Raw genomic sequence first — 23,028 nt, 5'->3', positions numbered from 1 at the left:
GTGTCAGACGGCGGCGTTGACGACGATTTCGATCAGCGTGTCAGACGTCGCCAACGGCGTGCCGACACAGGCGCGGGCCGGACGGGCCAGCGTGCCGAGCCAGGCCGTCCAGACTTCGTTCATTTCCGATTTTTGCGACATGTCGGCGAGATAGATGGTCACCATCAGCATCTTTGATTTATCGGTGCCGCAACGCGTCAGCCGGTCATCGATCTTGGCCAGCACCTCGGCGGTCTGCCCCTTGATATCTGCGCTTCTGTCGGTTGCCGTTTGCCCGCAGATATATGCGATGCCGTTGTGAATTGTCGCCTGACTGAGAATTTCACCGCTGTCCAAACGTTCGATGCTCATCGTATCCCCCTTGTATCGCCGTTACATTCCGTGATCGTAAAAAAATCAGCCGCCATTACGCGCCCGAGCGGCGCAGAGATCAAGAACCCGAGCCGTGCCCTTTACGTGACCCCGCCATGCGTCATATTCAATGCCCTTCGCGCATAGCGGCTTATCGCTGTAATTTGCCTGCTGCCAGCTTGATTTCCGGGCGTTCACGGAGTTCACTATGCACCCTTTTCGCCGGCGGACATTTTGATGCTCAACCTGCGCCCCGTCCTCAACATTCTCGGCTGGATTTCATTGGCCCTGGCCGGTGTGCTGTGCGTGCCGGCCTTGGCCGACGGTCTCGCCGGCAACCCCGAGTGGAAGATTTTCCTCGAAGTCTGCATCACGACCGTGTTCATCGGCGGCAGCGTCGTCTATGCGACGCATTCGCGGGGCGGCATGGAGATCGACATCCGCCAGGCATTCCTGATCACGTCGCTGGGCTGGATCGTCGTCGCCGCGCTTTCGGCGTTGCCGTTCATGCATGTCGGGATCGGTTTTTCCGATGCCATTTTCGAGTCGATGTCGGCGATCACGACCACGGGATCGACCGTGCTGACCGATTTAAGCGAGTTGCCGCCGGGTATCCTTTTGTGGCGCGCCATCCTGCAATGGTTCGGCGGCATCGGCATCATCGCCATCGCCATCCTGATCCTGCCGTTGCTGCGTGTCGGCGGCATGCAGTTGTTCAAGATCGAAAGCTCGGACACCTCGGAAGAAAAAATCTTCACCGCACTCAGGACCGTGGTCGCGCTGTTTACAATCTACGCCGGACTGACGGTGCTTTGCGCGGTCCTGTACGAGGTTTTCGGCATGACGCCGTTCGATGCCGCGACCCATGCCATGACGACGCTGTCGACCGGCGGTTATTCGACGCATGACGAATCCTTTGCCTATTTCAAGGATGCCCGCCTGCACTGGATCGCCACCGCATTCATGATCGCAGGCTCGGTCCCGTTCATGCTGTACATCAAGACGGTGCGCGGAAATTTTAGCGCCCTCGGCAACGATCAGCAGGTGCGCGGATTCGTCGGGTTTCTGGTGCTCAGCAGCCTGGGCATGGCGGTATGGCTGGCGATGGAACGCAATATCGACTTTTTCGAGGCACTGACCCTGACGTCGTTCAATATCACCTCCGTGGTGACGACCACCGGGTTCGCATCCGATGACTACACCGCCTGGGGGCCGGGCGCCGTCGGCATGTTCCTGGTTTTGATGTTCGTCGGCGGGTGTTCGGGCTCAACGTCGGGCGCGATCAAGATTTACCGCCACCAGATCCTGCTTTTGCTGGTACGCGCCCACATCAAGCGCCTGTTCAGCCCGAACCGCGTGATCCCGCTGCGCTACAACGGCAAACCCCTGCCTCCCGACGTTCCGTATTCCGTGCTGTCGTTTATGGCGGTGTTCGTCGCCACCATCGCCGGGTTTACGGTATTGCTGTCATTACTGGGCCTCGATATTCAGACCGCCTATTCGGCCAGCATCACCGCCGTCACCAACGTCGGCCCGGGCATCGGCGACATCATCGGTCCGGCTGGCAATTTCGCCTCGCTGCCGGTTGCCGCGAAGTGGCTTCTGACCGTCGCCATGCTGGCCGGACGGCTGGAAATACTGGCGCTGCTGGTGGCCTTCGATCCTGATTTCTGGCGCGCATAGGAGAAACATATGAAAATCACCATCCTCGACGACTGGTTCGACACCATCCGCCATCTGCCGTGCTTTTCCATGGTCGCCGAACATGACGTGACGATCTGGAACGACCACGTGCAGGACGATGACGTTTTGGCGGAACGGCTCAAGGACACCGAGGTTCTGGTGCTGATCCGTGAACGCACGAAGATCCGCAAGCCGCTGCTGGAACGCCTGCCAAAGCTCCGGCTGATCTCGCAGCGTAGCGTTTATCCGCACATCGACGTCGACGACTGCACGCGGCTCGGCATCATGCTGTGTTCCGGCCAGCACGAAGGCACGCCGTCCTTTGCCACCGTCGAGCTGGCTTGGGGGCTGATCCTGTCGGCGATGCGCATGATCCCGCAGCAGATGGCGTCGCTCAGGGCCGGCAACTGGATGATGGGGGTCGGCAAATCGGTCCGTGGCCGCACCCTCGGCATCTACGGCTATGGCCGCATCGGCTCCGCCGTCGCCGATATCGGCAAAGCCTTCGGCATGAACATCCAGGCGTGGGGCAGCGAGAACACGCTTAAACGCGCCCGCGAAGCCGGTGTGCATGTGCCGGAAAGCCGTGCGGCATTCTTTGCCACCTCGGACGTGATCTCCCTGCATGTGCGGCTCTATCCGTCGACGCGAGGCTGTATCACGCAAGACGATCTGGCACAGATGAAACCGGGCGCGGTGCTGATCAACACCAGCCGTTCGGCGCTGATCGAACCCAATGCGCTGGTCGAAGCGCTCCGCGCGGGCAGACCCGGCGCCGCCGCCGTCGATGTTTATGACGCAGAACCCGTGACCGACACCGCGCATCCGCTGCTCAACATGGATAACGTCATCTGCACGCCGCATATCGGCTATGTGACGGAAGACGAGTACGAAATACAGTTCACCGATATATTCGGGCAGATTCTTGCTTTTGCCGACGGCACCCCGATCAATGTCATCAATACGGATGTGAAGCTGCGCGGGTGATCCCCCTGCCCGCTTGATTAAATGCCGCCGAAACCTTAGTTTCCCGACGCCCGAAGCGCCTTGAGGAATGAACACATGAGCGACATGCGCGAGTTTGCCGAAAAGTCCAATGCCTGGCCGTTTGCCGAGGCACGCGCGATCTTGAAACGGCTGAACGGCAAGACGCCTGAAAAAGGCTACGTGCTTTTCGAAACCGGCTACGGTCCGTCCGGCCTGCCGCACATCGGCACCTTCGGCGAGGTTGCGCGCACGTCGTGGGTGCGCCATGCCTTCCACCAGCTCTCCGACATTCCAACGCGCCTGTTCGCGTTTTCCGACGACATGGACGGTCTGCGCAAGGTACCGGACAACCTGCCCAACAAGGAAATCCTGGAACCGCATCTGGGCAAGCCGCTGACGGAAATCCCCGATCCGTTCGGCACGCACCCGAGCTTCGGCGCGCACAACAACGCGCGTCTGCAGGCGTTCCTGGATGACTTCGGTTTCGACTACGAATTCGTCAGCTCGACGGAAAGCTACAAGGCCGGGCGCTTCGATGCGGCGCTGCTTAAAATTCTCGAGCGCTACGACGCGGTCATCAACGTCATCCTGCCGACACTCGGCGAAGAACGCCGCCGCACCTATTCACCGTTCCTGCCGGTATGCCCGAAAACGGGGGTCGTGCTGCAGGTGCCGGTCGTTGAAACCAACCCCGCCGCCGGCACCATCGTGTATCAGGAAGACGACGGCGCGAAGACCGAAGTCCCGGTCACAGGCGGTCATTGCAAGTTGCAGTGGAAAGCCGACTGGGCGATGCGCTGGGCGGCGTTGGACGTTGACTACGAGATGTCGGGCAAGGACCTGATCGACAGCGTCAACCTGTCGGGCAAGATCTGCCGCATTCTCGACGGCAAGCCGCCGGCCGGTTTTTCCTATGAGCTGTTCCTGGACGACAACGGCGAGAAGATTTCAAAATCGCGCGGCAACGGCCTGACCGTCGAGGAATGGCTGCGCTATGCGCCGCCGGAAAGCCTGTCGTATTTCATGTTCCAGAAGCCGAAGACGGCGAAGCGGCTTTATTTCGACGTGATCCCGCGCCAGGTCGACGAATACGCCCGCATGCTGGAAGCTTATGAAGACCAGGAACCGGCGAAACGCATCGACAACCCGGCATGGTTCATCCACATGGGCAACCCGCCCAGTGAACGGGCACATCTGTCGTTCAACATTCTGCTCAACCTCGCCAGCGTTTGTCACAGCGAAGACAAGGCTGTGCTGTGGCATTTCATTTCCCGCTACCGCCCCGACGCCAGCCCTGAAACGGCGCCGATCCTCGACAAGCTGGTCGAGTACGCGATCAATTACTACCGCGATTTCGTGCGCCCGGCGAAGTCCTACCGCAAGGCAACGGATGACGAACGCCAGGCGCTTGTCGACCTCGCCGAACGCCTGCGTGCGCTTCCCGCCGATGCCGACGCCGAAGCGATCCAGACCGAGGTCTACGAAATCGGCAAGCGCGAAGCGTTCGCCGATCTGAAGGCGTGGTTCAAGGCGTTGTATGAAATCCTGCTGGGCCAGAGCCAGGGGCCGCGCATGGGTTCGTTCTTCGCACTCTACGGGATGCAGGAATCCCTTGAGCTGATCGAGCGCGCCGCGCGCGGCGAGGACATGGCGGCCTGAGCCGTCAGTAATTCACCGACTCGCCCGACCCGCCGTCGACGGCAATGCACTGACCGGTCACCATCTCCGCCAACGGTGAGCAGAAAAACAGCACGGCACGGGCAATGTCCTCGGGCTGGATCAGCTTGCCGAGCGGTATATCGCCGGTGCGTTTGGCGATGACCTTGTCCAGGTCGATGCCCGCTTCCTCGGCTTCCTTGGTAAATATCTGCGTAACCCGCTCGGTCGCCGTGTAGCCGGGATGCACGCAGTTGACGGTGATGTTGTGCCTGGCCGCGTAGCTTGAGAACTGCTTCGTGAAATTGGCGACGCCGGCATTGGTGACGCCGTTGGTCATGCGGTGCGGTGCGACGATCCGGGCCGTCATGCCGCCAATGTTGACGATCCGCCCACCGCCCCGCGGAATCATGTGATCGAGCGCCAGCCGCGCGATACGGATATAGGCCATCAGCTTGACGTCGATGTGATAGCGGAATTCCTTGTCCGTCAACTGGTCGAACGGCGCACTGACCGACGTCACCGCATTGTTGACGAGTATGTCGATCCCGCCCATCGCGGCGGCGGCATCGGCGACCAGCTTCTCGACCTCTTCGTTGATGCTGACGTCGGCCTGAAAGCCCCACGCCCTGACGCCCAGCGCTTCGATCTCGGCGCACGCGGCATCGAGGCTTTCGCGTGTGCGCCCGCAGATCGCCACGTGCGCGCCCTGCGCCGCCAGCGTCAGCGCCACCGCACGGCCGATACCGCGCGAGCCGCCGGTAACGAGAACGGTCTTGTCCTTAAGCTGAAAATCCATGGCTTATTGGTAACACGCAGATATCGCGCCGGGTACCCATAAAGATCGGGCGGCAGCGCGGAATCCGGAACAGCGGAAAATTACCCGTCGGCGTTGATGCGCTGGATCAGGGCATCGCGCACAACGTCGGCCAACATGTTGTCGGCCTGACAGGTCCCGGCGTTGCGGTGACCGCCGCCGCCATAAGTCAGCATCAGATCGCCGATGTTGGTGTTCGACGTTCGGTTGAAAATCGATTTGCCGACGGCGAAGACGGTGTTCTGCTCGCCCCGGCCCCACAGGATGTGCATCGAGATATTGCACTCGGGGAACAGCGCATAGACCATGAAGCGGTTGACGACGTGGATCATTTCTTCTTCACGGTAATCGATCACGGCAAGGTTGCCGTGCACGGTCGTGCAGCGCTTGATCTGTTCCTTTGCCGGACCTTCGTGCTCGCGGTACAGCTCGACGCGTTCCTTGACGTCCGGATGCTCGAGAATCTGCTCGATGTCGTATCTGCGGCAATAATCGATCAGCGACATCATCAGTTCATAGTTCGGCACGCGGAAACCGCGATAACGGCCGAGGCCGGTGCGGGAATCCATGATGAAGTTCAAAAGCGGCCAGCCTTCGGCATTGATCACTTCTTCCTGGCTGAACTGCGCCGCGTCGCCCTTGTCGACGGCGTCCATCATGTCCGCCGAGATCGTCGGGAAGCGCTTTTCACCGCCGAAATAGTTGTACACAACGCGCGCCGCGCTCGGTGCCAGCGGGTCGATGATGTGGTTGTCGTAGTGTTTGCCGAGACGCGTGATCTCCGACAGGTGGTGGTCGAAGGCGGCAAAAATTCCGGGCGTGTACGGCAGGTTGGTCGAGATGTCGGTTTCCGAAACTTCGATCTCGCCTTCCTGCATCTGGTTCGGGTGCACAAACAGGATATCGTTGATCAGATCCAGTTCCTCAAGCAGAACCGCGCACACCAGGCCGTCGAAGTCGCTTCGCGTAATCAGCCGGTACATCTGACCCGGCGGGAATTCCAGTCGCTGCTCGTCGTTACCGACAAGCTCTTCCTCTTCCTCGATAATCTCGTCGTCCTCGATTTCGCTGGGATCGATCTCGTTGCCGTCCTCGTCGACGTAGACGATATCGAATTCCTCGTCATCGTTGTAGTCGTCGATATCCTCGACAACATGCTCGTCCTCGGCCTCTTCGACGCCAAGCGCATCGACAAGCCGCGACACTTCATCATCGTCGATGTCGACGTATTCTTCTTCGTCGTCATCGTCGGCTATGCCCAGTTCGGCTTGTTCGATCGCATCCATGAACGGCACATCGTCGTCGACAACCGCCGGCGGCTCCATAACGATATCCGAATCTTCGCGGCCCTGCTCCGGCGCATAGGTTGTCTCGGACAGATACGCCGGCGCCTGATGATCGACCAGCACACCAATATCCATCGATGCCAGCCAGCGCTTGAAATGATCGACGTCCTTGGCACGGAAACACGGCCCGGCGCGCGGCGCCAGAATATCGATGGACAGACCGTCGATCCTGGCCAGCCAGTCATCACGAGCCGCCGGTGACGGCAGCCATGTATGATGGTAGGCGTTCATGGCATGGCTGATCAGCGAGAACTGCTCACAGAAGGGCGTTGCATCATCCATCCACTTGCCTTCGGCGGTACCGATATCGCTTGAATAAAGGACCCGTGCCACCGGATCATATAGCGACATCGATGCGGCCGTCGGCAGATACGGCGCCGGCATCAGGTGCAGACCCGACCCGTCCGACATGGGGATCTCGCCACCGTTCTCGGAAATCGTCTCTATATTCAACGCGGCATCGATATGCAGAAGATCCGCTGCAATCAGCTCGGGGACATGGATCGTCAGGTCGTAGCCGAGAGCTTCCGCCCACATGCCGACGGATCCGGCTGTGTGCGCGCCCGATTCCGTGATGACGATGCCGACAATCTTGTCGAGGGAGATGTTATCTGAGATGGCCGCCAGAAGCGGGCCGAAGTCTGCCGTCCCGCCCGGATCGATCAGAATCGCCTGATCATCGGAGCAGACCACATAATGGCTGCAGAAACGCGATCCATTGGCCGATGCCACCGGACGGCGAAAAGCAAGCCAGGTCCGAGCACCCTCTTCGGCCAGAACGTGACAGAGCATCCGTTTCCTTCCCTCAAGGACCCCCAAGCTGAGCGATGATAGCCGCCCTGCCCTTGCTGGCCAAGATAGGACTTCCCCTTATTTTATCCAGCACTTAATTGCAGGTTGCCGGCGGCAGCCAGGCTCCCTCAATCCGTTGACGGCGGTTGTGCAATCGCCGCCTCATAAGGATAGCGCTCGGTAATCGCGCCGGCATGAATAAAGACATCGATCGCCACCTCGAAGGCTTCGCGGGTGATTTCCGGATGCGGCGCCCAGCAGCCCAGTTTTTGATAGGTGCCGATACAGTCGGCGAGCACCGCTTCGTCGATATCCGGGAAATACGGCTTTTCCGCCTTGGCGATCTCGGCGGCGGGTGTGTCGTTCATGTACTGGCGGGTTTTCCGGTACGCCCGCATGAAGGCCTTGGCCATATCGGTTTCAAGCCATGCCGGCGTCGCCGCCAGGCTTGAGAATGCGTTCGGGCCGATCATCGGGCCGACCTGTGCGACCACATGGCCGACGCCGTCGGCTTCAAGTTGCTGCGGGAACGGCCCCTGTTGCTGCACATACTGGCCCTGGCCGTCGCGGAACGCCTTGTCGATATCGCCCGCACCGCCGGGTGTCACCGGGATGATCTTGTCGTAATCGATGCCCGCTTTGTGACAGGCATAGCGGAACATGGCGTTCGGCTGACCGGCCTTGAACATCACGACCTCGGCGCCTTCAAGCTTATCCCAGGTGAAATTGTCGTCCGCTTCGCGCCCGGTGATGAAGAAACCATCCATCTCGTTGATTTGCGCGAAATGCTTGAACGGCGGCTCTTCGCCTTTCTTGAGCCAGTTGAACGACTGGCTCGGTGCCGTTTGTACCACATGTGCGCTGCCGTCGAGCAGGGATTCGATGGCCGATTTGCCGACCGGGGAAATCGACCAGTTCGGCTCCAGGCCTTCGGCCTCCAGAAAACCGCCGGACATGGTGGAAATGAGCGGCGAATAGAACGCCGAAAACAGGGTGAATTGAATATTGATTTTCGTCACGCGTGAACCCTCCCATGGGTATTTGTCTTAGGTATTGACCTAAAATGCATATAGGGACTGACCGCCCGATTACAAAAACGATCCCATACACACCAGACATGTGCAACCGCACCCGCATAAGGAGCGCAGCAAAAAGGCCGGCTCCTTTCGGAACCGGCCTTTTGAAAGCGGTGTCGAAACCGGATCAGGCGGCGGCGCGAATCGCGGCAGCCTTGACCTCTCCATCAACGTGCGGCTCGAACTGCGTGAAGTTATTCTCGAAACGCTGACGCAGGTCCAGTGCCTGTGCATCGTAGCCGGCACCGTCCGACCATGTGCTTTTCGGGTTCAGCACGTCGTCCGGAATCCCCGGGCAGGCTTCCGGCACGAGAACGCCGAAGTTCGGGTCCTGACGGAATGAGCCCTGGGCCAGACGGCCGTCCAGCGCCGCGTTCAGCATGGTGCGGGTATAGGCGATCTGCATCCGCTCGCCGACGCCGTAACCGCCGCCCGACCAGCCGGTGTTGACCAGCCAGCACTTGGCGTTCGAAGCCGCCATCTTGTCGCGCAGCAACTGCGCATAGACGGTCGGATGACGCGGCATGAACGGCGCGCCGAAGCACGTCGAGAACGTTGCCGCCGGCTCCTTGAGGCCGCGCTCGGTCCCGGCAACCTTGGCGGTATAACCGCTGAGGAAGTGGTACATCGCCTGTTCGGGCGTGAGCTGGCTGATCGGCGGCAGAACGCCGAACGCATCGCACGTCAGCATGACGATATTCTGCGGCAGGCCGCCGCGGCCGTCGGCCGACGCGTTCGGAATTTCCGATACGTCATAGGACAGGCGGCCGTTTTCGGTCAGCGTGGTGTCGAAGAAGTCATATGACCGGGTCTGCGGGTCCATCATCACGTTTTCGACGATGGTGCCGAAGCGGGACGCCGTGGCGAAGATTTCCGGTTCGGTTTCGGCCGTCAGGTTAATCGACTTGGCATAGCAGCCGCCTTCGAAGTTGAAGATGCCTTCCGGGCTCCAGCCATGCTCGTCGTCGCCGATGAGCGTGCGCGAGCTGTCGGCGCTGAGCGTCGTTTTACCGGTGCCCGACAGGCCGAAGAAGATGGCCGTGTCGCCGTTCGGGCCCATGTTGGCCGAGCAATGCATCGGCAGCACATCCTTGGGCGGCATCAGGAAGTTCATGACCGAGAAGATCGACTTCTTGATCTCGCCGGCATAACCCGAGCCGCCGACGATCACGATGCGGCGCTTCAGGTTGAGGACGATGAAGGTTTCCGATGTCGTGCCGTCCGTCGCGGGATCGGCGGTCACGCTCGGCGCCTGGATCACGGTGAACTGTGGCGCGAAATCCTCAAGCTCGCTGTCGGCGGGCTGAATGAACATGTTGCGCGCGAACAGATTGTGCCAGGCGTTTTCGGTGACGATCCGTACCGGCAGGCGGTAGCTCGGGTCGGCGCCAGCGTAGCAGTCCTGCACGAAGGCATCGCGGCCTTCATAATGACGCTGCATCTTGGTCAGAAGCTTCTCGAAATTTTCCTCCGACATCGGGCGGTTGACGTCGCCCCACCAGATCTGGTCCTTGGTTTCATCTTCCTCGACCACGAAACGGTCATTCGGGGACCGTCCGCTGTGGCTGCCGGTCAGCGCCAGCAAAGAGCCGCCCTGACCCAGGTGAACTTCACCCCGGCGAATCGCTTCTTCGCTCAAACGCGGTGCCGAAAAATTCCAAAAGGCGTTGGCAACCTTGCCCAAGCCTTGTTGATCAAGCCCGTTCCGGCTTACTCGATGACCGATGTTCTGCAACGTTTCCTCGCTCCTATTTCAGCGGTCTATGCACCTGCCGCCTGATGTCCACCCGAAGGCGGCGAACTTAGACAAAGTGGTTATGTGGAATCAAGACAAAGTGGCGGGTTTCCGGGCTTTTTTTGGGATTATTTTCTGGCCCGTTCGGCCAGCGTCACGAGTGCACTGCGGCAGGTCGTTGAATCTGTTACAGGATTGTCATATTCGAGACGCGCATAGCGGCCGTCGGCCATCAGGTCGAGACCATCCGAATCCGCCCCCGTTATCCGCCATTCGCCCGGTTTTCGTCCAAGCAGCGACTCGCAATACGCCTGCACGGCATCCGGATGATCGGCGTTCATATGGGCGATGACCCCGGCCTCGATCGACGCCATCTCGGCGGCCGTTTTTTTCGGGGTCAGGATGTGCTTCGCCTCGAACCAGACGGCGCGGGCAAAGCCGCCGACGTAGTGCGCACGCTCCACCGACATGCGGTAAAAGCCGAAATCGCCGAACCCCGCATAAAGCGCCGCATCGGGATGGCGGGCGAGGAAGCGTGCGCGGGTTTCCGGCTTTTTGTCGCGTGTGATCTTGCCCATCAATGTCAGGCGCGGGCCGGTCTGCGGGTTACGGTTCCTGGCGGCATTTTCAACCAAAAGCGCGGCGCGGCTGTCGCCGGCCAGATTCTTGGTGTGATCCGAAAGCCCCGAGAACAAAAACAGCGGCTGTCCCTGATGATCGCAGGCATAGGTGACGAGCGATCCGTATGGCGCACCGTCGGCCATGACCGTCGACAGCATGCCGACGCCGCGTCTGCGGGTCAGAAGCCTCGAGATATCTGCGTTTCTGCGTGCCGTCATGATATGCCTCCGAAACGTTCCAGTGGACTTTGCGGAGCGCGCCCCCCGGCGTCAAGAAATCACGATCGGATCGAAGAACGGGTATCTCACGGCATGCCGCGCCCATTGACCCCGCCCGTGCGGAGTGCTGATCTGACGCCCTACGATCACGCATAACCACCAGCAAACCGGAGAGGTGCCATGGAGCATCTGTTAACCCTCGCCGCAACCCCCGAAGCATGGATCGCGCTCGTCACGCTGATCGTCATGGAAATCGTCCTCGGCATCGACAACCTCGTCTTCATTTCGATCCTGACAAACAAGCTGCCGGTCGATCAGCAACCGAAGGCGCGGCGCATCGGCATCAGCCTGGCGCTGGTATTGCGCCTGATCCTGCTCGGCACGCTGAGCATTATCGTCGGCCTTACAGATCCGGTGCTCGAAATTTTCGCGCACGGCTTTTCATGGCGCGATCTGATCCTGCTCGCGGGCGGCCTGTTTCTGGTGTGGAAGGCGACCAAGGAGATTCACCACAACGTCGATCCGGACCCGGAGCCCGATATCTTCAACAAGGGCGCCGCCGGCATGGCGTTCAATGCCGCCATTGTGCAGATATTGCTGCTCGACATGGTCTTTTCCGTGGACAGCATCATCACCGCCGTCGGCATGACGACCCACCTGCCGGTGATGATCATTGCCGTGATCATCGCCGTCATGGCGATGCTGGTCGCCGCCGATCCGTTGTCGAAATTCATCGCAGACAACCCGACCATCGTCATGCTGGCGCTGGGCTTTCTGATGATGATCGGCATGACGCTGATCGCCGACGGCCTCGGCTTCCACGTCCCCAAGGGCTACATCTACGCGGCGATGGCGTTTTCAGGATTCGTCGAGGGGCTGAACATGCTGTCGCGCCGGCGCCGCCGAAAACTGAAGGCCGAGGGTGCCGCGTAAGGCGATCCCCTTACGTCGTCACCCCGGCGCAGGCCGGGGCCCAGGGATACATTTCGGCTCGCCGGATGCAGGGGCACGCTTTGCCCTGGATTCCGGCGGTCGCCGGAATGGCGAGAGCAAGCTGACCCCTAGAGCGACTTCCTGAAAAGTTCCGCACCGGCACCCAGCGCCTTCAGCTTGCCTTCGGCGACGTGCCTGGGCAGCGGCGCCATGCCGCAGTTGGTACACGCGATGATGCGTTCCGGATCGACGAACTCGGCCGCCGCCGTCAGCGTGGCGCAGACCTTCTCCGGCGTCTCGATCTCCTCGGTCGCGACGTTGATGGAGCCGACCAGGATTTCCTTGTCTTTCAGGATCCCCATCACCTCATGCGGCACATGGCTGTCGGCGCATTCCAGCGAGACTTGCTGGATTTTGCTGGCGTTCAGCGCCGGGAAGAAATCCTCGTACTGACGCCATTCGTCGCCCAGCGTTTCCTTCCAGTCGAGATTTTCCTGAATGCCGTAGCCGTAACAGATGTGCACGGCCGTCGTGCATTTAAGCCCGTCGGCGGCGGCTTCCAGGGTTTCAACGCCCCATTCGGCGGCTTCCTTGGTGAACGCGTTGAAGGCCGGCTCGTCGAACTGAATGACATCGACACCGAGTGCTTCCAGTTCCTTGGCTTCCTCGTTCAGCAGCTTGGCGAAGGCCATCGCCATGTCGGGGCGCGTATCGTAATAGCCGTTGGCGATGGTATCGCAGATGGTCATCGGCCCCGGCAGCGTGAACTTGTAGCCGCCGTTGACGTGTTCCTTGCAGAATTTCGCACCGGCAGCGTGCACCGAGCCGTTCCGCTTGACCTCGCCCGTCACCGTCGGCACGTCGGCGTCATAGCGGTCGTTGCGGATGCCCATGGTCGTCATCTTGTTCCAGTCGATGCCCTCGATGTTTTCAAGGAAGCCGTGCACGAAATGCTTTCGGAACTGTTCGCCGTCGCTGACGATATCGATCCCGGCGTCTTCCTGGCATTTAATCCACGCCAGCGCCGCATCCGACTGAGCCTCGAAAAGCAGGTCGTCCGGAATCCGCCACGGTGCCCAGAGTTTCTCCGGCTCCGCGAGCCAGGCCGGTTTCGGCAGACTCCCGGCGATTGTCGTTTTGATCATGGTTTCCTCCCTGAAATCCTCGATGTTCGATGTTTTTATTGTTTTCCGTTAAGCTCAGATAGTGAATGCGCGCGGCAAATACACCTGTATAGGCATTGATCATGCCTTATTTCGCCGCAATTCGCATATAATTTGGCCATATTGGCCACGTACCAGGAGCGAGGTAACACCACTATCATGACTGGACCCAAGCCCATGTTGCAGAAAATCGCGCTGGTCGACGACGATCAAAATATCCTGACATCCGTATCCATGGCTCTTGAAGCCGAAGGTTATGACGTCGCCACCTATCCGGATGGCGTTGCCGCCCTGCAGGGCATCGGCGAACACCCGGTCGACCTGGCCGTCCTCGACATCAAGATGCCGCGCATGGACGGCATGGAACTTCTGGGCGAGATCCGCAAGAAAGACGCCCTGCCGGTGATCTTTCTGACGTCGAAGGATGACGAGGTCGATGAGCTTATGGGTCTGCGCATGGGCGCAGACGATTATATCAAGAAACCGTTCTCGCAACGTCTGTTGATCGAGCGCATCCGTGCCATTCTGCGCCGCCAGGACGCCGGCCCCGTGACCGAGGGCGAAGACGGCGAAAACGTGCTCAGGCGCGGCGAACTGATGCTCGACCCGGACCGCCACCTGTGCACCTGGAAAGACAGGGAAGTCACTCTGACGGTAACGGAATTCCTGTTGGTCGAGTCCCTGGCGCGCCGTCCCGGTCATGTGAAAAACCGCGACCAGTTGATCGACGCTGCTTATGGCGAGAACATCTACGTCGAGGACCGGACCATCGACAGTCACGTCAAGCGGCTGCGCCGGAAATTCCGCGAGGTCGATCCCGAGTTTTCGGAAATCGAAACACTCTATGGCGTCGGCTATCGCTATAAGGCATAACGCCGGGAGACAGATCACCGGGACGGGTCTCCGTTAATTTTCCAACGTCGGGGGATACATGGCCAAGGGGGGGCAGGAAGACGAACCTCGGGGAACGATGCGGGGCACCGCGTCGCGGCCGTTTGTTTCACCCCTGACGCGGCGTATCCTGACGGTCAATCTTCTGGCCATCGGCACGCTTGTTGCCGGTCTGCTGTATCTGGGCGAATACCGGCGCTCGCTGATCGACAACGAACTGGCATCGCTTGAAGTCCAGGCGGAGATGTTCGCCGCCGCACTCGGCGAAGGCGCCGTCGTATCGGAAGCGCCCAATGGCCAGTATCTGGTTTCAGACATCGCCTATCAGATCACCCGCAGGCTTGTTGAAATCACCGAAACCCGCGCCCGGCTGTTCCGCGCCGACGGCACCATGATCGTCGATTCCCGGCGTCTCGGCGGTGCCGGGGGTACGGTACAGATCGAGATTCTGCGCCCGCCCGAGGACGATTTCGATCTTCTCGACACCCTGCTCGACAAGTATGACAATCTGGCGCGCGCCATCAGCGGCGAAGGCCCGCTGCCGAAATACCGGGAAAACCCGCTGCAGTCGGCAAGCGATTTTCCCGAAACCCAGGCCGCGCTAATCGGCGAAAGCGCGGTCGCCGCACGCCGTTTCGGGCGCGACGGCCTGGTGCTCAGCGCCGCCGTGCCGGTGCAGCGATACAAGCAGGTGCTGGGTGCGATCATGCTGTCCAGAGACGGCGAAAACATCAAAACCGCGCTCCATGACGTCCGGCGGGATATCCTGAAAGTCGTTGCCGTGGCGCTCAGCGTCACCATTTTGCTGTCGCTGTATCTGGCCGGGACCATCGCCCGGCCGATCCGCGCACTGGCCATCGCCGCCGAACGCATCCGCCACGACAAGGGCCGCAAGGAAACCATCCCGCTGCTGACCGAACGCCGCGACGAGATCGGCGATCTGGCCCTCAGCCTCAAGGAAATGACCGAAGCGTTGTGGCTGCGCATGGACGCCATCGAGCGATTCGCCGCCGATGTCGCGCATGAAATCAAGAACCCGCTGACCTCGCTCCGCTCCGCCGTCGAAACCGCCGGACGCGTCACCGACCCGGCGCAGCGCGAAAAGCTGATGGCGATCATCACCGACGATGTGGCGCGTCTCGACCGGCTGATCAGCGATATCTCGAACGCATCGCGGCTGGATGCGGAATTGAGCCGCACCGAGTTCGCGACCGTTGACTTGGCGGGTTTGCTGAGCGCCCTCGTCGAGATGCGGGCCGCCGCCAACCGGGAAGGCGATGCCAGGGTACAACTCGAAATCGTCGCCAACGGCGGGCTCGAGGTCGACGGCATCGAGGACCGGCTGGTGCAGGTCTTCCGCAACCTTATTTCGAACGCCAACACCTTCTCGCCCGACGGCGGCTCGATCCGTATTTCGCTCGGCCGCGACGGACAATGGCTGGTCGCCACCATCGACGACGACGGCCCCGGTGTCCCCGAAGGCAAGGAGGTGGAAATCTTCAACCGCTTTTATTCGGCCCGCCCCGAAGGCGAGAAATTCGGTACGCACTCCGGCCTCGGGCTGTCCATTTCAAAACAGATCATCGATGTTCACGAAGGCCAGATCACGGCCATGAACCGGCGCGACGGTGCGGGTAAGGTGATCGGTGCCAGATTCATCGTGCGCCTGCCGGCGCGCAGCGTTTGATAAGGAGGCTCACATGACCGCACCTCCGCAGCAACTCCACGCCAGCGCCGTCGCCATCGATGGGCGGGGTGTTTTGTTGCTGGGGCCGAGCGGGGCCGGCAAATCCGATCTGGCGCTTCGCCTGATCGACGGCGGGGCAAAACTTGTTGCCGACGACCGGGTCGACATCGTTGCAGGACCAAGCAAACTGTTGGTATCGCCGCCCGGCAAGCTGGCCGGACTGATGGAGGTCCGCGGCCTCGGCATCGTCCGCATGGCGCATGAAACAAAAGTGCCGCTTTCACTGATTGTCGATCTGGTGAAGCCTGCGGATGTGGAGCGGCTGCCGGAAACACTTCACGCATCATTCATGGGGGTTCGGGTGCGGCGTATTTGCCTCGATCCGTTCCAGGCGTCGGCAGCGGCAAAAATCCGCCTTGCATTATCCGTCCATGATAAGGATATGCTGGAGCCGAAATGAGTACTGAAAAACCGCAAACGCGCGTCTTGCTGGTGTCCGGTGTTTCCGGGGCCGGAAAAAGCTCGGCCCTGAAGCTCCTCGAAGACATCGGCTTCGAAGCCGTCGACAACATGCCGTTGTCGCTGATCGGCAGACTGATTCCGGGCCTGGAAGGCGGCGATACACCGAGCGAGGACAACCAGCCGCTGGCGATCGGTGTCGATATCCGCACCCGCGATTTCGACGCGACGTATCTGCTGGCAATGATCGACCAGTTTCAGGAAACCTCCAACGTCGATATTTCCCTGCTGTTCGTGGACTGCGACGACGAGGTACTGGGCCGGCGTTTCGAGGAAACCCGCCGCCGCCACCCGCTCGCCGCCGACCGCCCGGTGATCGACGGCATCCGCCGTGAACGCCGCGCCATGGAAGCGCTGCGCGCTCGCGCCGACTATGTGATCGACACCACGGATTTCGCGCTCGGCGAACTGAAGGCACAACTCGAGCATACTTTTGGTATGGACAGCGACCCCGGCCTCGCCATTTTCGTCACCTCGTTCTCGTTCAAGCGCGGACTGCCGCGCGATGCCGATCTTGTGTTCGATGTCCGGTTTTTCAAGAATCCGCATTACGACAAGGAACTCCGGCCGAAAACCGGCAAGGACCCGGAAGTGCAGGCATACGTATCCAAAGATCCGGCGTTCGAAGATTTCTTCGCGCATCTGACCGGGATGACAGGGCCGTTGCTGCCACGCTACCGGGCCGAGGGGAAAAGCTATCTGACCATCGCTTTCGGCTGCACCGGCGGGCGTCACCGGTCGGTTTTCATTGCCGAACGCTTCCATGCATGGCTTAAGGATAACGGATGGCGTGCGCAAATTCGTCACAGGGACTTGGACAAAGCCTGAGAATCTGCTCACAATTCCACCAAGTACAAAAAAAGAGACCGGGGATAAGGGATAACCGACAATGATCGGATTGGTGCTCGTCACTCATGGCCGCCTGGCCATCGAACTCGTTTCTGCGCTCGAACATGTCGTCGGGCCACAGGAAAACATCGCCTCCGTCTGCATCGGGCCGGATGACGACATGGAACAGCGGCGCGCTGAAATCGTCACCAAGGCCGAGGAAGTCGAGGAAGGCGACGGTGTGATCGTGCTGACCGACATGTTCGGCGGCACGCCGTCTAATCTGGCGATCTCGATCATGGATCAGGGCAATATCGAGGTCATTGCCGGGGTCAATCTGCCGATGCTGATCAAGCTCGGCTCGATTCGTGACGAAGGCACACTGGCGGACGCCGCCAAGGAAGCCCAGGACGCCGGACGCAAGTACATCAACATCGCCTCGCAACTGCTTGCTCAGGGCAGCACCTGATCAGCGCCATGACCGAGGGCGCACAACAAAGAACGTTCACGATCCAGAACAAGCGCGGCTTGCATGCCCGCGCCGCCGCCAAGTTCGCGGCGACCGCCGGCAATTTCGATTGCGACATCGAGGTCGAACGAAACGGCCAGAGCGTGGCGGGCCGCTCGATCATGGGGCTGATGATGCTGGCCGCCAGCACCGGCACCGACATCACGGTGATCTGTAAAGGGACCGATGCCGAAGCCGCGCTCGACGCGATCGAGACCCTGGTCGCCGACAAGTTCGAAGAAGACTGAGCGATGACCAAAACACCGAAAAAGGAAGCGCCGGCTAAAAAGCCAAAAGAACAGGTGTTCGAAGGCCTGGCCGCCGCGCCGGGGATCGCCATCGGCAAGGCATTCGTGCGGTTCGGCGACGATATCGAAGTGCAGACCTATGCCGTCGCAAAGACAAAAATCGCCGACGAGTTGAAGCGCCTGGATAGCGCCGTCAAGGTGGCGCGCCGGCAAATCCGCAGCCTGCAGGAGCGCGCCCGCGAGATGCAGGGCGCGGCGGGCGAGGAACTTGTCATCCTGTTCGATGCCTACCTCGCCATGCTTGAGGACTCGCGCCTTGTACGCGGTGCACGCCAGAGCATCGAACGCGACCGCATCAATGCCGAAGCCGCCGTGCAGCAGGAATTCAGATCCCTGGCGAAACGCTTCGAGGCCATGGCGGATGCCTACATCGCGGCGCGTCTCGACGATATCCGCGAGGTCGCTACACGCCTGATCGGCATTCTCGTGCGCGCGCCCGGCAAGGCCCCGCCGAAACCGCCCAAGGGCGGCATCGTCGTCGCCGATCAGTTGTCGCCCGCCGACATGGCGCAGATCGATCCGCTGAGCGTCGCCGCCGTTGCTGCGGTGCTTGGCGGCACCGAAGGCCACACCGCGATCATGGCGCGCGCCCTGGGCCTGCCGGCCGTGCTCGGCGCCGCCGGTCTCGCGGACGGCGTGATGCAGGGCGATACGGTGATCGTCGACGGCTATGCCGGCAAGATCGTTGTCGCGCCGACGCCGGAGACCGTCCGTAAATACGAAAAGCGTCTGGCCGCAAAGCGCAAGGGCGCCAGGGCGCTGGACCGGCTCAGGTTCGAGCCGGCGATCTCGCGCGACGGCACCGAAGTGCAGTTGATGGCCAACGTCGAACTGCCGGTCGAGATGGAGGCGGTGCATCATTCCGGCGCCCAGGGCGTCGGCCTGCTGCGTTCGGAATTCATGTTCATGAACCGCGACGACATCCCGAGCGAGGATGAACAGACGGCGATCCTCAAGCAGATCGTCGCACCGATGAAATTCCTGCCGGTGACCATCCGCACCCTCGATATCGGCGGCGAAAAGCCGGCCCCGGCGCTGCTGTCGAATATCGACGAAGCAGCGGCCTCGGCCCTGGGCCTGCGCGGAATCCGTCTGTCGCTGGCCAATCCCGACACGCTTAGAACCCAGTTCCGCGCCATTCTGCGCGTCGCCTCGAATCGCAACGTGCGCATCCTGCTGCCGATGGTCACGACCCCGAGCGAGGTCAAGCGCGCCAAGGCGATGCTGGCCGAAGAAGCGGAAAAGCTCAAAGCCGAAGGCCACGAGCTGCACACCCCCCTGCCCCCGGTCGGCGTCATGATCGAGGTGCCGGGTGCGGCGCTGGCCGCCGATTCCCTGGCCCGGGCCAGCGATTTCTTCGCCATCGGGTCCAACGACCTGACCATGTACACGCTCGCCGTCGACCGCGCCAACGAGCACGTGGCGCATCTTTTCAATTCCCTGCACCCGGCGGTACTAAGACTGGTACAGTTCACCACACAGGCGGCATTGCGCGCACGCATTCCGGTATCGATCTGCGGCGAGATCGCCGGTGACCCGCGTTACACGGCGCTTCTGATCGGTCTCGGTCTGAACGACCTGTCGATGACCGCGAGTAATATCCCGCTGGTCAAGAAACGCATCCGCGACATGGATGCACTGGCCGCGTCGCAGCGCGCCCTGCAGATCATGGAACAGACCGACAGCGGCCGAATCGCCATGATGATCGACGATTTCAACGAAGTCGGACGATAGTTCTCCCGCACAGCTAAAAAAACGCCCTGCCCCTTTCATAGCTTCCGTGAGCAAGCATCGAACAGCGCACGGGGGACAGTATGAACAACATCGATATCCGCACGGCGGAACACACGCCGATCGTCTATATCGCCAGCATCGACGGCGACGCAGACGGCGCGACAAAGACCTGGCTGAGAAGCTGCATCGCCACGTTCGCACCGCACGCCGTTTCGCCTCCCGCGGCCATCCTTGTCGACAGCACCGACTATGACCGCCTGAGCGCCGAAAGCCTGAACGAATTCCTCGTCGATGCCGATGTGGATGCCGTGGTCTGGGCAACCGCGCCGGACATGGCGGGAACGCGCCTTTTCCGGTGCGCCGTTTCACGTTATCCGAAAGTTAAACACAAGGGGCGCGAGGCAAACACGTTCACAGTGCGTACCGCAAACGCCGCCGATCCCGCGACCGCCGAATTGCTGGCGGCAAACATCCTCGGCGCGGCCTTGACCGAAATCGCAGACACCTGCCCGGCGTCACCGGTCTTGATCGGCGCCTGCATCCACGCGATGGAAACCGGACTGACGGGGACGCTGGAACACGATCTCTACCTGCTCACACTCGACCGGCTTCAATCGCTCTATTTTGCCGTCCGGGAAGATGAAAACTGGGACCGGAACCTGCGGCGCGCCATCGACCTGAATGAACGTCTCTGCTGCGAACTCGAAAACGTCGACACGACGCGCTTCGCCCGGCGATTGAAGGACCGGGCAAGCTATCTCGCAGTCCTTGGCGCACGCACCGGTGAGGTTGCGGATATACTGGCGGCAATCACCGCCTTGAAAAAAGCGGCGCCTCATTTCACCGAAAATATCGACCGCGCCCGACTCGACATGACGCTGGCCAACTGTAAATCCGAGCTTGGCCTGATTCTCGACGATACCGAAATCCTCCTGTCCGCGTGTGATCTTCTCCGCAGCATCATTCCCGTGCTTTATCGCAATCTGGACGTTCAAAACTGGGCCATGGCGCAAGCGAACCTGGGTGCAGCATGCTGGAATGTCTACCGCAGTGCAGGCGAACCCGAACATGCGATCGCCGCGCTCGATGCCATGCACGAGGCCCTCACGGTATACAATCCGAAAGCGTTTCCGCTCGACTGGGCCATGGCAAAGAACAATCTCGGCAGCATGCTGAGCGCATTGGGCGACGACCCGGAGAACATTGATGCGCTGTATCGCGGTATCGACTGCCTGCGCGACGCATTGACGATTTATACGCGCGACAAAGTGCCGATGGACTATGCCATGACATCCGCCAACCTCGCAGAGTCGCTTTGTGTGCTGGCCTTGCATACAAACGATACGGACCATCTGAAATCTGCGGAACAGTGCTTCTCGGACGTGTTGCGCATATTCAAGCGCAGCAACGATCCGAAGGTCGCGGATATCGAACAGCGCCTTGCCGTCATCCGCGGAAAAATATTGCTATCGCAGTGACGGGTTTTCCTGTCTGCCCAACCGTTTTTTCCCCTTGCCCCCGTGTCTCGGCGGCGTTATAAATCCGGTCAAGAAGGTGATATAAAGAAATCTTTATGTCTTTAAGTGTTTTGAAATTCTGATCACGGAGCCGAACGATATGACCGCATTCACCGACTGCAAAGTCGCCGACATGAGCCTCGCCAAATGGGGCCGCAAGGAGCTTGATATCGCCGAGAGCGAAATGCCCGGCCTGATGGCGACACGCGAGGAATACGGCGCGTCGAAGCCGCTCAAGGGCGCGAAAATCGCCGGATCGCTGCACATGACGATCCAGACCGGCGTGCTGATCGAGACCCTGCAGGCGCTGGGCGCCGAGGTCCGCTGGGCATCGTGCAACATCTATTCGACGCAGGATCACGCCGCCGCCGCGATCGCCGAAAAAGGCACCCCGGTGTTCGCCATCAAGGGCGAGTCGCTGGAAGATTACTGGCAGTACACGCACGAAATCTTCAATTGGGACGGCAACACCGGCCCGAACATGATCCTCGATGACGGCGGCGATGCGACGCTGCTGATGCATCTTGGCAAGGAAGCGGAGAAAGACCTTTCCGTCCTCGACAACCCCGATTCGGAAGAAGCCGAAGTCATGTTCGCCGCCATCAAGGCGCGCCTCAAGACCGACCCGACCTGGTACACGGATCATTCCAAGGACATCATGGGCGTTACCGAGGAAACGACGACCGGCGTGCACCGCCTCTATGACATGGCGAAAAAAGGCTCGCTGATGTTCCCGGCGATCAACGTCAACGACTCGGTCACGAAGTCCAAGTTCGACAACAAGTACGGCTGCCGTGAAAGCCTTGTCGATGCGATCCGCCGCGCCACCGACGTGATGATGGCCGGCAAGGTCGCCTGCGTTGCCGGGTTCGGCGATGTCGGCAAGGGCTCCGCCGAGAGCCTGCGTCATGCAGGTTGCCGTGTCATGGTCACCGAAGCCGATCCGATCTGCGCCCTGCAGGCCGCCATGGAAGGCTTCGAGGTCGTGACCATGGAAGAAGCCGCCAAGCGCGCCGATATCTTCTGCACCGCGACCGGCAACGTCGATGTGATCACCGTCGATCACATGCGCGAAATGAAGGACCGGGCCATCGTCTGCAACATCGGTCACTTCGACAGCGAGATTCAGGTCGCCGGCCTGAAGAACATGAAGTGGGACGAGATCAAGCCGCAGGTCGACGAGATCGAAATGCCGAGCGGCAACCGCATCATCCTGCTGGCGCAAGGCCGCCTCGTGAACCTCGGCTGCGCCACCGGCCACCCGAGCTTCGTGATGTCGGCATCCTTCACCAACCAGGTACTGGCGCAGATCGAACTGTACGCCAACAACAAGGACGGCCATTACAAAAACGACGTCTATGTGCTGCCGAAGCACCTGGACGAGAAAGTCGCCGCTTTGCACCTGGAAAAACTCGGCGTGTCGCTGACGACGCTCAGCCAGAAACAGGCCGACTACATCGGCGTCGCCGTCGACGGCCCGCACAAGCCGGAAACGTATCGTTACTGATTTAGCGCAAGGGCGTTCGCGTCCTCGCCACATATCGTCATCCTGAACTCGGTTCAGGATCCATGCTTTCGCACTTGGCGTTGTGCCGGTGCCGCATGGATCCCAAATCAAGTTTGGGATGACGTTTTTATATGCACGGGCCTATAAATTC

At 60.6% G+C, this 23,028-nt stretch carries 20 protein-coding genes; 13 read left to right on the top strand and 7 right to left on the bottom strand.

Features of this window, described 5'->3' with window-relative positions; genetic code table 11:
- Window positions 1–3 precede the first annotated feature (3 nt).
- A complete protein-coding gene (locus tag L2D14_04920) occupies window positions 4–351 on the bottom strand; it encodes a RidA family protein (protein ID WNK00767.1) in 348 nt (115 codons plus the stop codon).
- Between the two features lie 237 nt (window positions 352–588).
- Between L2D14_04920 and L2D14_04915 the strand changes: the two genes are divergently transcribed.
- From L2D14_04915 to L2D14_04905, 3 genes are all read left to right on the top strand, one after another.
- Window positions 589–2,034 carry a TrkH family potassium uptake protein gene (locus tag L2D14_04915; GenBank protein WNK00766.1) on the top strand — a complete coding sequence of 482 codons (1,446 nt, stop codon included), beginning with the start codon at window positions 589–591 and terminating at the stop codon, window positions 2,032–2,034.
- A 9-nt stretch (window positions 2,035–2,043) separates the two neighbouring features.
- The gene (locus L2D14_04910) at window positions 2,044–3,021 is read left to right on the top strand and encodes a D-2-hydroxyacid dehydrogenase family protein (GenBank protein ID WNK00765.1); all 978 of its coding nucleotides are present in this window, start codon (window positions 2,044–2,046) and stop codon (window positions 3,019–3,021) included.
- 75 nt (window positions 3,022–3,096) lie between these two features.
- Complete coding sequence (locus L2D14_04905) at window positions 3,097–4,680, top strand: lysine--tRNA ligase (GenBank protein ID WNK00764.1); 1,584 nt, start codon at window positions 3,097–3,099, stop codon at window positions 4,678–4,680.
- A 4-nt stretch (window positions 4,681–4,684) separates the two neighbouring features.
- Here L2D14_04905 and L2D14_04900 read toward each other — a convergent pair whose 3' ends face one another.
- From L2D14_04900 to L2D14_04880, 5 genes are all read right to left on the bottom strand, one after another.
- A complete protein-coding gene (locus L2D14_04900; GenBank protein ID WNK00763.1) occupies window positions 4,685–5,476 on the bottom strand; it encodes an SDR family oxidoreductase in 792 nt (263 codons plus the stop codon).
- An 80-nt stretch (window positions 5,477–5,556) separates the two neighbouring features.
- A complete protein-coding gene (locus tag L2D14_04895) occupies window positions 5,557–6,477 on the bottom strand; it encodes an exopolyphosphatase (protein ID WNK01649.1) in 921 nt (306 codons plus the stop codon).
- Between the two features lie 1,283 nt (window positions 6,478–7,760).
- The gene (locus L2D14_04890) at window positions 7,761–8,651 is read right to left on the bottom strand and encodes an ABC transporter substrate-binding protein (protein WNK00762.1); all 891 of its coding nucleotides are present in this window, start codon (window positions 8,649–8,651) and stop codon (window positions 7,761–7,763) included.
- A gap of 184 nt (window positions 8,652–8,835) precedes the next feature.
- Window positions 8,836–10,443 (bottom strand): phosphoenolpyruvate carboxykinase, encoded by a 1,608-nt coding sequence (locus L2D14_04885; GenBank protein WNK00761.1) that lies wholly within the window; start codon window positions 10,441–10,443, stop codon window positions 8,836–8,838.
- Between the two features lie 128 nt (window positions 10,444–10,571).
- Complete coding sequence (locus L2D14_04880) at window positions 10,572–11,282, bottom strand: DUF2470 domain-containing protein (protein WNK00760.1); 711 nt, start codon at window positions 11,280–11,282, stop codon at window positions 10,572–10,574.
- A 180-nt stretch (window positions 11,283–11,462) separates the two neighbouring features.
- Between L2D14_04880 and L2D14_04875 the strand changes: the two genes are divergently transcribed.
- Complete coding sequence (locus L2D14_04875) at window positions 11,463–12,215, top strand: TerC family protein (GenBank protein ID WNK00759.1); 753 nt, start codon at window positions 11,463–11,465, stop codon at window positions 12,213–12,215.
- Between the two features lie 128 nt (window positions 12,216–12,343).
- Here L2D14_04875 and L2D14_04870 read toward each other — a convergent pair whose 3' ends face one another.
- The gene (locus L2D14_04870; protein WNK00758.1) at window positions 12,344–13,360 is read right to left on the bottom strand and encodes a methionine synthase; all 1,017 of its coding nucleotides are present in this window, start codon (window positions 13,358–13,360) and stop codon (window positions 12,344–12,346) included.
- Between the two features lie 195 nt (window positions 13,361–13,555).
- Between L2D14_04870 and L2D14_04865 the strand changes: the two genes are divergently transcribed.
- The 9 genes from L2D14_04865 (at window position 13,556) to ahcY (ending at window position 22,877) form a co-directional block, all read left to right on the top strand.
- A complete protein-coding gene (locus L2D14_04865; GenBank protein ID WNK01648.1) occupies window positions 13,556–14,251 on the top strand; it encodes a response regulator transcription factor in 696 nt (231 codons plus the stop codon).
- Between the two features lie 58 nt (window positions 14,252–14,309).
- Window positions 14,310–15,956: a stimulus-sensing domain-containing protein gene (locus L2D14_04860; protein WNK00757.1), complete on the top strand. Its 1,647-nt coding sequence runs from the start codon at window positions 14,310–14,312 to the stop codon at window positions 15,954–15,956.
- Window positions 15,957–15,969: 13 nt separating this feature from the next.
- Complete coding sequence (locus L2D14_04855) at window positions 15,970–16,416, top strand: serine/threonine protein kinase (GenBank protein WNK00756.1); 447 nt, start codon at window positions 15,970–15,972, stop codon at window positions 16,414–16,416.
- Entirely contained in the window at window positions 16,413–17,303 is an 891-nt protein-coding gene (gene rapZ, locus L2D14_04850) for an RNase adapter RapZ (GenBank protein ID WNK00755.1), read from the top strand. The genes L2D14_04855 and rapZ overlap by 4 nt, the downstream gene beginning before the upstream one ends.
- 61 nt (window positions 17,304–17,364) lie before the next feature.
- Window positions 17,365–17,772 carry a PTS sugar transporter subunit IIA gene (locus L2D14_04845; protein ID WNK00754.1) on the top strand — a complete coding sequence of 136 codons (408 nt, stop codon included), beginning with the start codon at window positions 17,365–17,367 and terminating at the stop codon, window positions 17,770–17,772.
- An 8-nt stretch (window positions 17,773–17,780) separates the two neighbouring features.
- Complete coding sequence (locus L2D14_04840; GenBank protein WNK00753.1) at window positions 17,781–18,059, top strand: HPr family phosphocarrier protein; 279 nt, start codon at window positions 17,781–17,783, stop codon at window positions 18,057–18,059.
- A 3-nt stretch (window positions 18,060–18,062) separates the two neighbouring features.
- Window positions 18,063–19,853, top strand: coding sequence for a phosphoenolpyruvate--protein phosphotransferase (ptsP, locus tag L2D14_04835; GenBank protein WNK00752.1), 1,791 nt, complete (start codon window positions 18,063–18,065; stop codon window positions 19,851–19,853).
- Window positions 19,854–19,933: 80 nt separating this feature from the next.
- Window positions 19,934–21,331, top strand: a complete 1,398-nt coding sequence (locus L2D14_04830) for a hypothetical protein (GenBank protein ID WNK00751.1) — start codon at window positions 19,934–19,936, stop codon at window positions 21,329–21,331.
- A gap of 139 nt (window positions 21,332–21,470) precedes the next feature.
- On the top strand, window positions 21,471–22,877 hold the full coding sequence (ahcY, locus tag L2D14_04825) for an adenosylhomocysteinase (protein ID WNK00750.1): 1,407 nt from the start codon (window positions 21,471–21,473) through the stop codon (window positions 22,875–22,877).
- Window positions 22,878–23,028: the final 151 nt, after the last annotated feature.

It is taken from the genome of Thalassospiraceae bacterium LMO-JJ14, assembly GCA_021555105.2.
Classification (GTDB): Bacteria; Pseudomonadota; Alphaproteobacteria; order Rhodospirillales; family Casp-alpha2; genus UBA4479.
Note: the sequence above shows the minus strand (reverse complement) of the source record. Positions and strands in the feature narration are given on the sequence as shown.

What these genes read in the sequence shown, in the direction of transcription:
- L2D14_04920 (WNK00767.1), bottom strand. Translation starts at nt 351, where the DNA reads ATGAGCATCGAACGTTTGGACAGCGGTGAAATTCTCAGTCAGGCGACA.
- L2D14_04915 (WNK00766.1), top strand. Translation starts at nt 589, where the DNA reads ATGCTCAACCTGCGCCCCGTCCTCAACATTCTCGGCTGGATTTCATTG.
- L2D14_04910 (WNK00765.1), top strand. Translation starts at nt 2,044, where the DNA reads ATGAAAATCACCATCCTCGACGACTGGTTCGACACCATCCGCCATCTG.
- L2D14_04905 (WNK00764.1), top strand. Translation starts at nt 3,097, where the DNA reads ATGAGCGACATGCGCGAGTTTGCCGAAAAGTCCAATGCCTGGCCGTTT.
- L2D14_04900 (WNK00763.1), bottom strand. Translation starts at nt 5,476, where the DNA reads ATGGATTTTCAGCTTAAGGACAAGACCGTTCTCGTTACCGGCGGCTCG.
- L2D14_04895 (WNK01649.1), bottom strand. Translation starts at nt 6,477, where the DNA reads ATGTACCGGCTGATTACGCGAAGCGACTTCGACGGCCTGGTGTGCGCG.
- L2D14_04880 (WNK00760.1), bottom strand. Translation starts at nt 11,282, where the DNA reads ATGACGGCACGCAGAAACGCAGATATCTCGAGGCTTCTGACCCGCAGA.
- L2D14_04875 (WNK00759.1), top strand. Translation starts at nt 11,463, where the DNA reads ATGGAGCATCTGTTAACCCTCGCCGCAACCCCCGAAGCATGGATCGCG.
- L2D14_04870 (WNK00758.1), bottom strand. Translation starts at nt 13,360, where the DNA reads ATGATCAAAACGACAATCGCCGGGAGTCTGCCGAAACCGGCCTGGCTC.
- L2D14_04865 (WNK01648.1), top strand. Translation starts at nt 13,556, where the DNA reads ATGTTGCAGAAAATCGCGCTGGTCGACGACGATCAAAATATCCTGACA.
- L2D14_04860 (WNK00757.1), top strand. Translation starts at nt 14,310, where the DNA reads ATGGCCAAGGGGGGGCAGGAAGACGAACCTCGGGGAACGATGCGGGGC.
- L2D14_04855 (WNK00756.1), top strand. Translation starts at nt 15,970, where the DNA reads ATGACCGCACCTCCGCAGCAACTCCACGCCAGCGCCGTCGCCATCGAT.
- rapZ (WNK00755.1), top strand. Translation starts at nt 16,413, where the DNA reads ATGAGTACTGAAAAACCGCAAACGCGCGTCTTGCTGGTGTCCGGTGTT.
- L2D14_04845 (WNK00754.1), top strand. Translation starts at nt 17,365, where the DNA reads ATGATCGGATTGGTGCTCGTCACTCATGGCCGCCTGGCCATCGAACTC.
- L2D14_04840 (WNK00753.1), top strand. Translation starts at nt 17,781, where the DNA reads ATGACCGAGGGCGCACAACAAAGAACGTTCACGATCCAGAACAAGCGC.
- ptsP (WNK00752.1), top strand. Translation starts at nt 18,063, where the DNA reads ATGACCAAAACACCGAAAAAGGAAGCGCCGGCTAAAAAGCCAAAAGAA.
- L2D14_04830 (WNK00751.1), top strand. Translation starts at nt 19,934, where the DNA reads ATGAACAACATCGATATCCGCACGGCGGAACACACGCCGATCGTCTAT.
- ahcY (WNK00750.1), top strand. Translation starts at nt 21,471, where the DNA reads ATGACCGCATTCACCGACTGCAAAGTCGCCGACATGAGCCTCGCCAAA.